Source organism: Streptomyces sp. NPDC002889, from assembly GCF_042888425.1.
Classification (GTDB): domain Bacteria; phylum Actinomycetota; class Actinomycetes; order Streptomycetales; family Streptomycetaceae; genus Streptomyces.
Genome location: NZ_JBIAPT010000007.1, coordinates 1 through 13,748, shown reverse-complemented (window position 1 = coordinate 13,748; position 13,748 = coordinate 1). Strand labels below are relative to the sequence as shown.

Below are 13,748 nucleotides of genomic sequence, written 5' to 3'. Positions count from 1 at the left end.
AGGCACGGCAAACGCCCTACGTCCCCGAGGGAGATCAAGACCGTTTCGCTGTAGGGCCGTCCATGAGCCACGGTGTCAACTGTCGCCGGGTGTCGGCGTGTCGCGCTGGACCCAGGTGCCGCAGGCGGTGATCACGGAGCCCGTGCGGTCGCACGTGATGGTGTGCACGGTCCCGGCCGTGGTGATCACGTCGACGACGATGTCACTGCCCGGACCGGTAGGGCCGACGTCGATGGAGACCCCGCAGGCGCCCACAGGTACAGCTCCTCCCTCATCGGAGAGGTCGTCCCAGTTGATGGTCCCGAGGGGACTGGTCTCGTCTCCGACGTAGGCGATTCCACCGCTGGTCGCTGCGTAGAAAGCCCCGCCGCCGGCGGCTTCCTGGCGAACGGTGTCGATTTCGAAGCACCCGTCTCCTGCGGGCGGCCGAGGCTTGTCCTTGTCCCTGTCCTCGGTGTCCCACGGAAAGTCGAGGTCGAGGTCCGCCGAGCGCGGGGAATCCTGGCCGGTGGACACGACAGTCGACGCGGGCTCCGTATTCAGGCCCTGCGCCGCCGCCGGTACGGCACCCAGCGCGCCTACCAGCGCGACGGCGGCCAGCGAAGTGGCGCCACCGGCTGCCGGCCACCTGGCCCGCCACGAACGCCGCGACAGCGATACGGCCCTGGTTCGAGAACGCATTTGACACTCCTCGTCGATTCGGCCCCCGGAAATTCCTCGGGGAAACCCATCCAGTCTTTGTGACAGATCGACAATTTCCACTCGACCCACCACAGTCCCCAAAAGTGATCATTCGGTCAGCTCAATAATCACCAACGGCTTCAGCCGACGCCGCTCCTCAGGGGTGGTCCTGCTGCGGGATCAAGCGCCGGATACCGGCAGGCCGTCCAGCCCTTCCGCGAGCACCTCGGCCAGATGCCGCGCCCTGCGGCCCGCCAGCTGGTCCAGCTGGGTGCGGCACGAGAAACCGTCCGCCAGCAGCTCGGCATCGGCGGGAGCCGCCCGTACCGCGGGCAGCAGCTCGTCCTCCGCGCACGCCACCGACACCTCCCAGTGGCCCGCCTCGAAGCCGAAGTTGCCGGCCAGACCACAGCAGCCGCCGCTCAACCCGCCTACGAGTCCCGCCCGTTCCCGTAGCCGACGCTCCGCCGCATCACCCAGGACAGCGTGCTGGTGGCAGTGGGTCTGGCCGGCCACCTCCCGGCCGATGTGCGGCGGGGCCCAGTCGGGGGCACACTCCTCCAGCGCCTGCGCGAAGGTCCGCACGGTGGAGGCCAGCCGGGCAGCCCGCGGATCGTCGAACAGCAGCTCCGGCAGGTCCGTTTTCAGGGCGGCCGCGCAGCTCGGCTCCAGAACCACCACCGGCACGCGCATCTCCAGCAGCGGCTCCATCGCGTCGAGCGTGCGGCGCATGACCCTGCGGGCCCGGTCCAGCTGACCCGTCGAGACATACGTCAGCCCGCAGCAGACCCGGCCCGACGGCAGCGCGACATCGATGCCCGCCGCCTCCATGACCCGGACCGCGGCCCGCCCCACGTACGGTGAGAAGTGGTCGGTGAACGTGTCCGGCCACAGCACCGCCGTACGGCCCCGGACGAACACCTGCGTCCGGTCGCTCATGTGCCCGCGCAGCCAGCGCCGGAACGTCGTCGGCGCCAGCCGCGGCAGTTCACGCTCGGGTGCGATGCCGCCGAGCCGCTTGGCGAGCGAGGCCGCCGGCCGGACGGCGGCCAGCGCGTTGACGGCCCGGGCGAAGGGCGCCGCCATCCGCAGCCACTGCGGCAGACCGCCCATCGCGTAGTGCGCGGCGGGGCGGCGGCGGCCCGCGTAGTGGTGGTGCAGGAACTCCGCCTTGTACGTGGCCATGTCGACGCCCACCGGGCAGTCGCTGCGGCACCCCTTGCACGACAGGCACAGGTCGAGCGCGTCCCGCACCTCCGTCGAGCGCCACCCGTCCGTGACGATCTCGCCCGCGAGCATCTCGTGCAGCAGCCGCGCCCGGCCACGGGTGGAGTGCTGCTCCTCGCCGGTGGCCCGGTACGAGGGGCACATCACCCCGCCACCCGAAGCCGCCGTGTCGGTACGGCATTTGGCGACTCCGACACAGCGCCGCACCGCGCCCGCGAAGTCCCCGCCGTCGTGCGGGTAGCCGAAGGCGACGTCCACCGGCAGCTTGGGCAGCACCTCGAAGCGGAGGTTGGCGTCGAGCGGATCGGGGCGGACCAGTATGCCCGGGTTCATGATGCCCGCCGGATCCCACAGGTCCTTGAACCGGCCGAACAGCGCCACCAGTTCGTCGCCGTACATCCTCGGCAGCAGCTCGGCGCGGGCCTGTCCGTCGCCGTGCTCGCCCGACAGCGAGCCGCCATGGGCGACGACGAGTCCGGCGGCCTGCTCGGAGAACGCACGGAACCGCGCGATGCCCTCACGGCTCAACAGGTCGAAGTCGATACGGACATGGATGCAGCCGTCGCCGAAGTGCCCGTACGGCGTGCCGCGCAGACCGTGCTCGGCCAGCAGCGCCCGGAAATCGCGCAGATAGGGACCCAGCCGTGCGGGCGGTACGGCGCAGTCCTCCCAGCCCGGCAAAGCCTGGCCGTCGCCGGGCGAGCGCGGCGAGGTGGGGGTCCCCCCGGCCGAAGGCCGGGGGAGGGTCGCGGTGCCGGCCGCGTCCTCCCGTACACGCCACAGCGCGCGCATCCCGGCCGGCTCGTCGACGACCGTTCCTTCGAGCGCGTCGGCCGCCCGCACGATCGCGGCCGCGCGCGCCCGCGCCTCGGCGGCCGTTTCGCCGCCCGTCTCGACGAACAGCCAGGCCCGGCCGCGCGGCAGCCCGTGCGGGGCGGGGACCAGATCGTCGGCCATGCCCTCGACGGTCAGCGGGCGGTGGGCGAGCAGGCCGGGGGCGGCTTCGGCGGCGGCGCTCTCGTCCGGGTAGCCGAGCACCGCGAGCGCCCGCGCGGCCGGGGCGTCCACCAGGGCCACGGTCGCCTCGGTGATCACGCCCAGCGTGCCTTCGCTGCCGCAGAAGGCGCGGGCGAGGTCCACGCCGTTCTCGGGGAGCAGCGCGTCGATCGCGTAGCCGGAGATACGGCGCGGCAGGCCGGCCGGGTAGCCGGTGCGCAGCAGGGCAAGGTGGGCACCGACGAGCTCGCGCAGCCCGGGCGGGGCGCTGCCGGGCTGCCAGCCCTGTCCGAGACGCAGGACACCGCCCGAGGAACCGACGACCGACAGACGGCGAATGTTGTCCGCTGTCGTCCCCCAGGCGACCGAGTGCGCCCCGCACGCGTTGTTGCCGATCATGCCGCCCAGCGTGCAGCGACTGTGCGTCGACGGGTCGGGGCCGAAGACCAGCCCGCTCGGCGCGGCGGCGGCCTGCAGCCTGTCCAGGACGACGCCCGGCTGCACGACCGCCGTGCGCGTGGCCGGGTCGATTCCCGTGATCGCGTTCATATGGCGGGTGAAATCCAGTACGACCCCGATACCGGTGGCCTGCCCGGCGATCGACGTGCCGCCACCGCGCGGCACGACGGGCACTCCGTGCTCCCGGCACACCTCCAGGGCGGCGGCGACGTCCTCGGCGTCGCGCGGCGCCACGACACCGACCGGGACGCGGCGGTAGTTGGACGCGTCCATGGTGGCCAGGGCCCTGGCGGTCGCGCCGAAGTCGACATCGCCGCGTACGGCGCGCGCGAGGGCACGGCCGAGTTCGCCGGTATCCCCGTGACGACCGGTGCTTCCGCGGTGACCGGCCTTCCCGTGGTGACCGGTGCTCGTGGGGCGACCGGGGCTCCTGTGGTGATCAGCCATGTACCTCAGCATGAACCCTGTGCCTGATGTCACACAGGAAGGAACCGGGCCACTTGCACACGTTGTCCCCGGACCGGTCGCAAGAATGCCCCAAGGCTGCCCAAGGTGACTGCCAACTCTCCTATAGTGACCACAACTTGATCAGGAAGCAGCGGCTCCAGTTGCGCCCACCGCATCCCGGAAGGCACCACTCGATGACCGGCACCCACGAGAAGCGATGACCTCCGCCACCCGGGCGACCCCCTCGGCGCACCCCCGCGCCGGCTGTGGCGGCCGCGGTCCCGCACTCGCCCCCGCGCCCGACCCCGCACTCGCCGGGGCACCCGCCGACGCCTTGAAGATCGCCGTCGTCGGCGGCTTCGGCGCCGGCAAGACCACGATGGTCCGCTCCCTCAGCGAGATACGCACCCTGCACACGGAAGAGACGATCAGCGGGGAGTGCCTGGCACTCGACGGCACGCCCCGTGCCCGCGACAAGGCGACGACCACCGTCGGGCTCGACTTCGGCCGGATCACGATCGACGACCACAACGTCCTGTATCTGTTCGGCACACCCGGACAGGAGCGCTTCCGGTTCCTGTGGGACCGCCTCCTCGACGGCACACCCGGCGCGGTCGTCCTCGTCGACACCCGCGCGCTCGCCGACTCCTGGTACGCCGTCGACCGCCTCAAGCGCCACGGCACGCCCTTCATCGTCGCCGTCAACGACTTCGGCGGCCCGTTCCACTCCGAGGAGTACATCCGTGAGGCGCTCGCGCTGCCGCCCGATGTGCCCCTCGTGGAGTTCGACGCGCGGGACCACTCCTCGAGCAAGTTCGTGCTGATCGCGCTGGTGGAGCATCTGCACGCGCGGACCGGCCCCCCGTCGTGACCCACGCCACCTGACCAGCGGGTAAAGGCAGTGGATCCCGTCTCATCCGCCGGACCGCACATGTGCGGGGCCGCCGGACCCGTTACGCTCCCGAACGTGGCTGAGATCCAGATTCCCGCTGACATCAAGCCCGCCGACGGCCGTTTCGGCGCGGGCCCCTCCAAGGTGCGTACGGAGGCGCTGGACGCCCTGGCCGCCACCGGCACCTCATTCCTCGGTACCTCCCACCGCCAGGCTCCGGTCAAGAACCTGGTCGGCGAGGTACGCGACGGCGTGCGCAGCCTCTTCTCCCTCCCCGAGGGCTACGAGGTGATCCTGGGCAACGGCGGGTCCACCGCCTTCTGGGACATCGCGACGCACGGTCTGATCGAGAACAAGTCGCAGCACCTGTCGTTCGGTGAGTTCTCCTCCAAGTTCGCCAAGGCCGCCAAGCTGGCACCGTGGCTGGCCGAGCCGACCGTGATCTCCTCCGAGCCCGGCACGCACCCGGAGCCCGAGGCCGAGGAGGGTGTCGACGTCTACGGCTTCACCCACAACGAGACCTCGACCGGTGTCGCGGCCCCGATCAAGCGCGTCCCCGGCGCGGACGAGGGCGCCCTCGTCCTGGTGGACGCCACCTCCGGGGCGGGCGGCCTGCCGGTCGACATCGCCGAGACGGACGTCTACTACTTCGCCCCGCAGAAGTCCTTCGCCTCCGACGGCGGCCTGTGGATCGGCGTCTTCTCCCCCGCCGCCCTGGAGCGCGCGGCCCGCGTCCACGCGTCCGGGCGCCATGTCCCGGAGTTCTTCAGCCTTCCGACGGCGATCGACAACTCGCTGAAGAACCAGACGTACAACACCCCCGCGCTGGCGACCCTCTTCCTGCTCAACGAGCAGCTGAAGTGGATCAACGGCCAGGGCGGCCTGGACTGGTCGGTCCGCCGCACGGCCACTTCCTCCCGCACCCTGTACGGCTGGGCGGAGGAGTCCAAGTACGCGACCCCGTTCGTGTCCGACCCGGCCAAGCGCTCGCAGGTCATCGGCACGATCGACTTCGCCGACGAGATCGACGCGGCGGCCGTCGCCAAGACCCTGCGCGCCAACGGCATCGTCGACACCGAGCCGTACCGGAAGCTGGGCCGCAACCAGCTGCGCGTGGCGATGTTCCCGGCGATCGAGCCGGCGGACGTCGAGGCGCTGACGGCGTGCATCGACTACGTGATCGAGAAGCTCTGACACCAGGCTCCACAAGCCTTCACAAGGGCCCGGGACGCGACCGCCGGTCAGCGTCCCGGGCCCTTGATCGCTCAGTGGTGTGACGATCCGCCTACCGGACGTCGGACGGTCCCGCGCCCTAAGATGATGAGGAGGCCCGCATGTCTGCCGCAGCAGCCGAGCACCCCTGTGACGGCGAGCCACGGACGTTGCTCAAAGAGGCTGACCGCCTCATGGAGCAGCTTCCCGGTCACCGCGTCGAGATCATCGGAAGCGTCATCACCGTGGCCCCACCCCGGACGGCAGTCACGCCGTCGTGCTGACGAAGCGGAACAAGGTCACCGCATACGCTCAGGCTCAGATCCCGGCCTATGTGATCGTCGACCGCAAACACACCCGCGTCCGCGTCCTGACCGACCCCCTCACCGACGAGTACGACAGCCACGAGGTGTACGCCCCCGGCCGGCAGGCCGCTCTCCCCGACTCGATCGGCGCCGAGGTCAAGCTCGATGTCGCCGATCTGCTGAAGGCCGCGGAACACCAGGCCTGACCACCCGGCTCACGGGGTCAGCGGCTCAGCCGCTGGAACCTCCGCACCGCCAGCGGCAGGAACACCGCCGTGATCGCCAGCGGCCACACCACCGCCATCAGCAGTGCGTGCTCCTGGATCCAGCTGCCGTCGCTCGCCACCGGGTTGCCGAACAGTTCGCGGGCCGCCGCGGCCGTCGAGGAGATCGGGTTCCAGGCGGCGACCGTACCCAGCCAGTCCGGCATCGTCGACGGCGGTACGAAGACGCTGGAGATCATCGTGAGCGGGAACGCCACCGCGTACAGGCCGCCGGCCGCCTCCGTCGTCGGCACCAGGAGGCCGAGCAGGATGCCCACCCAGATCAGGCAGAACCGCAGGAGCAGCAGCAGCGCGAAGGCGCCCAGCGCCGCGAGCGGGCCGGAGTCGGAGCGCCAGCCCATGGCAAAGGCCGTCGCCGCCAGGATGGTCAGCTCGGCGCAGGCCACGATCAGATCGTTGACGCCGCGTCCGGTGACCACCGCGGAGGGGGCCATCGGCATGGAGCGGAAGCGGTCGATGACGCCCTTGGAGGTGTCGGTCACCACCGCGATCGCCGTGTTCATGAAGCCGAACGCCATGGTCATCGCGAACATGCCGGGCATCAGGAAGTCCCGGACGCTGCCGCCGTCGGGCGCCTTCATCGCGCCGCCGAAGACGTATCCGTACAGCAGCACCGAGATGATCGGGAAGCCGAGCTGCCAGGCGATCAGGATGGGCTGGCGCTGGTAGTACGTCAGCCCGCGCCGCACCACGTTCCAGCAGTCGGCCACCGCCCAGTACGCCCGCCCCCGCGAGTCGCTCACGGTCAGGTCCACCAGGTCCACGCCGCTCATGCCGCCTCCTCCGTGCCGTCCGCACCGTGTCCGGTCAGGCGCAGGAACACATCGTCCAGACTCGGCCTGCGCAACCCGATGTCCTCGACCGCGATCCTCTCCTCCTGCAGCGTGCGCGCCACCTCGGTCAGCGCCGCGACCCGGTCCGTGACCGGGGCGTGCACCCGGCGGGCGGCCTCGTCCGTCGCCGGTTCGGTGTCGGCGACGCGGGCGAGCGTCTTGGCGACCGCCGGAAGGTCCGCCGCCTCGCGCGCGACCACCTCGATCCGGTCGCCGCCCACCCGGTTCTTCAGCCCGTCCGGGGTGTCGTCGGCGATCGCCCGTCCCCGGTCGATGACGGTGATGCGCGAGGCGAGCCGGTCCGCCTCCTCCAGGTACTGCGTGGTGAGCAGCACGGTCGTGCCGCCAGCCACCAGGGCCCGTACGGCTTCCCACACCTCACCGCGCGAGCGCGGGTCGAGCCCGGTCGTCGGCTCGTCGAGGAACAGCACGTCCGGCGCGAGGATCATCGACGCGGCGAGGTCCAGCCGGCGGCGCATTCCGCCGCTGTACTTGCCGACGCCCTTGTCCGCGGCCTCCACCAGGTCGAACTGCTCCAGCAGCTCCTCCGCCCGGCGCGCGGCCCGCTTTCCGCCCAGGTGGAAGAGGCGGCCGAACATCTCCAGGTTCTGACGCCCCGTCAAGATCTCGTCCACCGCGGCGTACTGCCCGGTGAGCCCGATCCGCGCACGCACCCGGCGCGGGTCGCGGGCCACGTCGAGGCCGGCCACCCGTGCCCGGCCGCTGTCGAACCGCAGCAGCGTCGCGAGGACACGGACCGCGGTGGTCTTGCCGGCACCGTTCGGCCCGAGCAGTCCGTGCACCGTACCCGCGCGTACAACGAGGTCGAAGCCCTTGAGCGCGGCCTTGTCCCCGTATCGCTTCTCGATTCCCTCCGCCATGACGGCGTGTTCGTCCACAGCCCCTCCAAGACACATTCATGGCACCAAAGCCAGCACCAACTGAGTACAGCGTACCCATATAAGAGTACAGCGTACTCAGTTTCTTTCCACGGGATTAGGGTGAACCCATGACGACGACCGAAACGAGCGGCAGCGGCGACGTCTCGCGCAGCCTCGAACTCCTCTGGGGCTCCGGCGAGCGCCCTTCCCGCGGCCCCAAGCCGGGCCTCACGCTCGACCGGATCGTGACGGCCGCCGTCGAACTCGCCGACACCGAAGGGCTGGACGCCGTCTCGATGCGCCGCCTGTCCACCGAGCTGGGCACCGGCACGATGTCGCTCTACCGGTACGTCCCCGGCAAGGCCGAACTCCTCGACCTGATGCTCGACCGCGTCGCCGGCATCCCGCTGGACAACGAGGAGTACGCACCCGAGAGCGACGACTGGCGAGACGCCGTACGGGCCATGGCACGCGCCCACCTCGGTCTCTACCGGGCGCACCCCTGGCTGCTGAAGGTGAACCAGTCCCGCACCGTCCTCGGCCCCAGCGCCCTACGCGGCCTGGAGTCGGCGCTGGAGGGCCTGCGGGGCATGGGGCTGCGCGACCCCGAGCTCATCTCCGTGATCATCTCCGTGCAGAGCTTCGTGTCGGGGATCGCGCGGATGGAACACGAGACCAACGAGGCCGCGCAGCAGACCGGCCAGAGCAACGAGGACTTCTGGAAGAGCCAGGAGCCGTTCCTGGAGCGGGCGATGAAGACCGGCAGATACCCGCGGCTCGCGGCGCTGTCCGAGGACGCGTTCGCACCGGACTTCGACCACTTCGGCTTCGGCCTCGCCCGGCTGGTCGACGGCTTCGAGGTGCTGGTACGCGAGCGCGGACCGGCCGGCACCTAGCGGCCGGGGGCGGTCCGGGCGCAGACCAGCCCGCCGCCGCCGGTGTCCATGCCGCCGCGCGGCTTGGCGGCGGCGAACGGGGGCGTGTCCTGCCGGCAGGTGGCTCCGGGCTCGGGCAGCACACCGTCGACGAGGTAGCGGCTCTCGTGATCGCCCGCACAGCGGCTCGGGTTGAGCAGCACGGCGTGCCCGTAACCCTGGACGGTGAGCAACCGGGCGTCTGCCAGCAGGAGGGTCATGGCCTGGGCCCCCTGGTAGGGGGTGGCCGGGTCGTAGGTGGTGTTGACCACGAGAACGGGGTGGGCGGTGGGGCGGTTCCACGGCCCGGTGTAGGAGTCGGCAGCTCTCGCCGGCCAGGTGGCACACGGCTCGGGCGCCCAGGCCGCCAGCCGGCCGACGTCCCCTGCCCGGGCACGGCTGAACTTCTCCAGGACGGTGTAACGCCGCGGGTCACGGGGGTTGGGGCTCTCGGCGCAGCGGGGCTCGGAGACTAGCCCGGGGTGGGGGCCAGCGGCCGCAGGGCGTCGATCAGCAGCTCGACGCCGAACGCGAAGTCCGCCTCGTAGTCGTTCACCGCGAGCATCGGCGCCACCTTCGCCACCGCGGGGAAGCCCGAGCCCGCGAAGTAGGCGATACGGTCCCGCTCCACCGCCGCCTTGGCACGGTCGCCCTTGTCGGGGCCGTCCTTGTCAGGACCCTCCTGGTCATGCCCGTCCTTGTCACGGCCGTCCTTGTCACGGCCGTCCTTGTCACGGCCGGTCGCGGACGGCTGCGCATGGAACTCCCGCAGCAGCGCACCGACCTGGAAGGCGACGAACAGCCGCAGCACATGCACCGCCGTCGCCTCGTCGAAGCCGTGGTCGAGCATCATCGCGAGCATCGTGTCCACCGGCGCGAGTGCCGTCGGGGTGGACAGCTGACGCATCAGGACGAGTTCACCGGCGCGTGGGTGGCGCAGCGCCGCCTGCCGGAAGGCGTACGCGATGGAGCGGATGCCGTCCTCCCAGCCGCCGGTCATCCGACGCGGCATCCGCATGTCCGTGGTGATGAACTCGGTGACGCCGTCGAGGATGTCCGCCTTGCTCTGCACATGGTTGTAGAGCGACATCGCCTGCACCCCGAGGCGGGCCGCGATCCGCCGCATGGACAGTCCGTCGACGCCTTCCTCGTCGATGATCACCAGTGCCGCTCCGACGATCCGCTCGCGACTCAACGGCTCACGGCTTCCGGGAGCTTGGCGTCTGGATCCGTCGGCCATGGGTGGCGACTCCTCTTTGGGGTGACTACGTGCGGTAACGCTTGACGACGTACAGCGTAAGTGCTTCGCTCCGACATGTACTTACGGTGTAAGTGGCGCAACTGCAGTGGACGCAGGGCCAGATGCCCGCATCCATGTCAGCACGGCCGCCATCCTCTCCCAGCCCGGCCCGGTGCCGGGTTTCCCCCTGTGAGCAGGAGGCACAGATGTCTGTGCGTACCATCCCCCATGCCCAGCGACGTTCGTCCGTCGTCATTCACCACCTCGACTGCGCACCCATGCGCCCCCTCGGCGGTGTCCCCCTCGTCTCTCACTGCCTGCTGGTGGCGACCGGCAGCGGGCTCGTCCTCGTCGACACCGGTCTGGGCGCCGCGGACGTCTCGGACCCACGGCGGCTCGGGGCGCGGTTCCGCCACACGATGCGGCCCGTGCTCGATCTGTCCCGTACGGCGGTCCATCAGATAAGGGCCCTTGGGTACGACCCCTACGACGTGACCGACATCGTCGTCACCCATCTCGACCTGGATCACGCCGGCGGCCTCGCCGACTTCCCCCAGGCCAGGGTGCATGTCACCGCCGACGAATACCGCTCGGCCATGCGCCGTGACACCCGGCTCGAAGCGAACCGCTACCGCCCCGCCCTATGGGCGCACGGCGTGGACTGGGTCGTCCACAGCACCGCCGACTCCCACTGGATGGGGTTCCCGGCTTCGCGGGTGCTGCGCGGCCCCGACATCCTGCTGGTGCCGCTGCCCGGCCACACCCGGGGCCACAGCGCCGTCGCCGTCCAGGAGCCCGACCGCTGGCTGCTGCACGCCGGCGACGCGTATTTCTTCCACGGCGAGATGGATCTGCGGCGACCCCGCTGTCCCCGCCCGATGGCCCTCCACCAGCGTCTCGTCGCCGAGGACCACGAGCTGCGGCTGACCCAGCTGGAGCGCCTGCGCGAGCTGCGGCGCGCGCATCCGCGCCTGATCCGTTTCTTCTCGTCGCACGACGCACAGGAGTTCGCGCTGCTGACATCGAGGGACCACTACTAGCCACCCCTCGCTGCTGGATCGAGGGACTGCTCACCCCCTGCGCAGAAGCCGCTTCACTCCCAGGACGAGCGCAGTGCCGCCCACCACGACGAGCAGCCCGTAGGTGACGGCGCCCCGGTCCCCGCCGTCCCCGGCGGCCTCGGCACCGCCCCCGGGCGTCGAACGGTCCCCGCTCCCACCCGTTCCGGAACCCTTGCCGTCCGTCTCCACCTCGACCCGTTGGACGTCGCTCTGCTCCCCCTCCGAGCCGAACATCAGCGCCGTGCCGTCGAGCGCGTAGGTGACCGACTCCGCCTGCTGCTGGATCGGGGCGCGCACCCGACTGTCGGCCCCCGGCCGGCCGTCCTTCCACTCGTACGCGCGGGCACTGAAGTACGAGCGCAGCACCAGCTCCTTGCCGTCCGGCGAGAAGGCGCCGTCGGTCACCCACGGCACCTCCGCGATCCGCCGGAACACATTGGCCCCGGACGCGCTGAGCTTGGCGGGCCCTTCGTACAGCCCGCCCCCGTCCTCGTTCTTCGATGCGATGTAGACCCGCCCGGTGACCGGATGCACCATCAGCGCCTCGGCGTTGCGCGCCCCGTCGGCGTACCGCACGGTGAACTGGGTGGCCCTGACGGTCTGGTCCCGCAACTGCTTCGGCTCAGGGAAGCGGTAGATCCACACGTGGTCCCAGCTGCCGTCGAGGTTGTCGCCGATGTCCCCGACATAGATGCTGCCGTCCCGCCCCACCGAGATCGCCTCCATGTCGCGGGGTTCGCCCACCCCTTGCAGGGTGATGGTCGCGACGGTCTCCCCGGTCCGGGAGTCGATGCCGTAGATCAGCGGCTGGTCCTGGTCGTTGTGCGTCCAGTACACCCCGGGGTGCGCGCGGCTGGCCGCGAGCCCGCTGGATTCGGTGATCCGCGGGTCCTTGATCGTGAAGCCGGGGTCGTCGGCGGCAGCAGCGGGGACGGCGGCGGCGAGCACCAGGGCGGCGGCACCGGCGACGTACGAAAGCGAACGCATGCCCCCAGCCTGCCACCTCGGCCCCCACCGCGGTCGATCGACGGTGATCAGCTCGAGGGGGCCGCGTCCTGGCGCAACGTCCCCAGGTTCCGTGCTCGGAGCCGGCCGGCCGCTCCCCCCACGCCCGGCACGGCGGAACCCGGCCGGTTCTCGTGATCGCCGTGTCCAGCCTCACATCGCAGCGGGGGCAAGGAATCGGCCATGATTGCGCCCATGCGTTTCCTGTTCGTCGGCGACTCCATGACCATCGGCAGCGCCGGCGACTACAGCTGGCGCTACCGGATGTGGCAACACCTGAGCAGCACCTGCCCCCACGAGATCGTCGGCCCGCGCACCGAGCTGTACGACATCGAGGCAGGAGCCGCCGTCTCCACCGCCTACGCCGACCCGGCCTTCCCCGCGCCCGCCCGCCGGCACCTCGCGGGCTGGGGCGAGGGCTGGCTGCACATGGCTCCGCTGATCCGCGAGACGGTCGCGGCCGAACGGGCCGACGTCCTCCTCGTCTCGCTCGGGCTGATAGACCTCGGCTTCTACACGGACAGCGACCAAACGGCAGCGAACGTAAGGGAGTTCATCGGTGAGGCGCGCGCCGCCAACCCACACGTCCGGATGGTGCTGCTCCCGGTCATCCCGAACGTCCGCGCCGAGTCCGACGCCCCCTTCGCCGCCGAGTGCGACCGCTTCAACGTCCTGCTCGCGAAGGCGGTGGCGGACCTGGACACGGCGAGGTCACCGATCCTGCTGGCATCGCGCCCGGCCTCGTACGACATCCACGTCGACACCTACGACGGCACGCACCCGGGCCCGTCGGGCGAGCGGAAACTGGCGGGGGCATTCGCGGACGCGATGCACCAGGCGTGGGGCCTGGGCGGGCCGTACCGGTGGGGTGCCTGAGGGTGGTTACGCCGACGGGGCGGCCGGGGGCGGGAGCAGCCGGGGGCGGGGCCAGCGGGTCCCGCAGCTCTGAGGCCCTGAGGCCCCGGCTCCGGCGGCCCGTGCTCACACTCCCCGTTCCTCAGCCAGGGCCCACTTCACCACCGCCCTCGCCTGAGCCGGGTCCGGGGGTGTGGCGTGGGCCGGTCTCGGGAGTGGCCAGGTCGGTGGGTGTGGCGTGGGGCCGGTCTCGGGAGTGGCCGGGTCCGTGGGTGTGGCGTGGGGCCGGTCTCGGGAGTGGCCGGGTCCGTGGGTGTGGCGTGGGGCCGGTCTCGGGAGTGGCCGGGTCCGTGGGTGTGGTGTGGGGCCGCCCTCCTGGTCTTGATGGTGGCGGCTTCGGGTCGGGTGTCAAGGGCGCTCGGTCGTTCCTCCCTCGCGTCGCCGTTGGCGATTTCG

At 71.1% G+C, this 13,748-nt stretch carries 12 protein-coding genes and 1 pseudogene; 6 read left to right on the top strand and 7 right to left on the bottom strand.

The window, feature by feature from the left end; translation table 11 throughout:
- Window positions 1-75: 75 nt before the first annotated feature.
- Together ACFYWI_RS12065 and ACFYWI_RS12060 are read right to left on the bottom strand one after the other, a co-directional pair.
- Window positions 76-681: a hypothetical protein gene (locus ACFYWI_RS12065; protein WP_389229308.1), complete on the bottom strand. Its 606-nt coding sequence runs from the start codon at window positions 679-681 to the stop codon at window positions 76-78.
- Between the two features lie 180 nt (window positions 682-861).
- The gene (locus ACFYWI_RS12060) at window positions 862-3,810 is read right to left on the bottom strand and encodes an FAD-binding and (Fe-S)-binding domain-containing protein (protein ID WP_389229305.1); all 2,949 of its coding nucleotides are present in this window, start codon (window positions 3,808-3,810) and stop codon (window positions 862-864) included.
- Window positions 3,811-4,027: 217 nt separating this feature from the next.
- Here ACFYWI_RS12060 and ACFYWI_RS12055 point away from each other — a divergent pair, with 217 nt between their 5' ends.
- The 3 genes and pseudogenes from ACFYWI_RS12055 (at window position 4,028) to ACFYWI_RS12045 (ending at window position 6,425) form a co-directional block, all read left to right on the top strand.
- Window positions 4,028-4,681, top strand: a complete 654-nt coding sequence (locus tag ACFYWI_RS12055) for an ATP/GTP-binding protein (RefSeq protein WP_389229302.1) — start codon at window positions 4,028-4,030, stop codon at window positions 4,679-4,681.
- A gap of 96 nt (window positions 4,682-4,777) precedes the next feature.
- Window positions 4,778-5,896 (top strand): phosphoserine transaminase, encoded by a 1,119-nt coding sequence (serC, locus tag ACFYWI_RS12050; protein WP_389229299.1) that lies wholly within the window; start codon window positions 4,778-4,780, stop codon window positions 5,894-5,896.
- Window positions 5,897-6,036: 140 nt separating this feature from the next.
- A pseudogene (locus ACFYWI_RS12045) lies at window positions 6,037-6,425 on the top strand (Uma2 family endonuclease).
- 17 nt (window positions 6,426-6,442) lie between these two features.
- On the opposite strand, the gene ACFYWI_RS12040 reads toward ACFYWI_RS12045, so the two are convergent.
- Window positions 6,443-7,276, bottom strand: a complete 834-nt coding sequence (locus ACFYWI_RS12040; protein WP_389229296.1) for an ABC transporter permease — start codon at window positions 7,274-7,276, stop codon at window positions 6,443-6,445.
- Window positions 7,273-8,253: an ATP-binding cassette domain-containing protein gene (locus ACFYWI_RS12035; protein ID WP_389229293.1), complete on the bottom strand. Its 981-nt coding sequence runs from the start codon at window positions 8,251-8,253 to the stop codon at window positions 7,273-7,275. The genes ACFYWI_RS12040 and ACFYWI_RS12035 overlap by 4 nt, the downstream gene beginning before the upstream one ends.
- A gap of 92 nt (window positions 8,254-8,345) precedes the next feature.
- Between ACFYWI_RS12035 and ACFYWI_RS12030 the strand changes: the two genes are divergently transcribed.
- On the top strand, window positions 8,346-9,113 hold the full coding sequence (locus ACFYWI_RS12030) for a TetR/AcrR family transcriptional regulator (protein ID WP_389229290.1): 768 nt from the start codon (window positions 8,346-8,348) through the stop codon (window positions 9,111-9,113).
- On the opposite strand, the gene ACFYWI_RS12025 is transcribed toward ACFYWI_RS12030, so the two are convergent.
- Together ACFYWI_RS12025 and ACFYWI_RS12020 are read right to left on the bottom strand one after the other, a co-directional pair.
- Window positions 9,110-9,502 (bottom strand): alpha/beta hydrolase, encoded by a 393-nt coding sequence (locus tag ACFYWI_RS12025; protein WP_389230033.1) that lies wholly within the window; start codon window positions 9,500-9,502, stop codon window positions 9,110-9,112. The two genes, ACFYWI_RS12030 and ACFYWI_RS12025, sit on opposite strands and share 4 nt — an antisense overlap.
- Before the next feature lie 101 nt (window positions 9,503-9,603).
- Window positions 9,604-10,371 (bottom strand): TetR/AcrR family transcriptional regulator C-terminal domain-containing protein, encoded by a 768-nt coding sequence (locus ACFYWI_RS12020; protein ID WP_389229287.1) that lies wholly within the window; start codon window positions 10,369-10,371, stop codon window positions 9,604-9,606.
- 206 nt (window positions 10,372-10,577) lie between these two features.
- Between ACFYWI_RS12020 and ACFYWI_RS12015 the strand changes: the two genes are divergently transcribed.
- Entirely contained in the window at window positions 10,578-11,411 is an 834-nt protein-coding gene (locus ACFYWI_RS12015) for an MBL fold metallo-hydrolase (RefSeq protein ID WP_389229284.1), read from the top strand.
- Between the two features lie 30 nt (window positions 11,412-11,441).
- Here the strand turns inward: ACFYWI_RS12015 and ACFYWI_RS12010 are convergent, their stop codons facing one another.
- Complete coding sequence (locus ACFYWI_RS12010; protein WP_389229281.1) at window positions 11,442-12,419, bottom strand: WD40 repeat domain-containing protein; 978 nt, start codon at window positions 12,417-12,419, stop codon at window positions 11,442-11,444.
- A 213-nt stretch (window positions 12,420-12,632) separates the two neighbouring features.
- Between ACFYWI_RS12010 and ACFYWI_RS12005 the strand changes: the two genes are divergently transcribed.
- The gene (locus ACFYWI_RS12005) at window positions 12,633-13,313 is read left to right on the top strand and encodes a GDSL-type esterase/lipase family protein (RefSeq protein WP_389230030.1); all 681 of its coding nucleotides are present in this window, start codon (window positions 12,633-12,635) and stop codon (window positions 13,311-13,313) included.
- The last annotated feature ends 435 nt before the right edge of the window (window positions 13,314-13,748 follow it).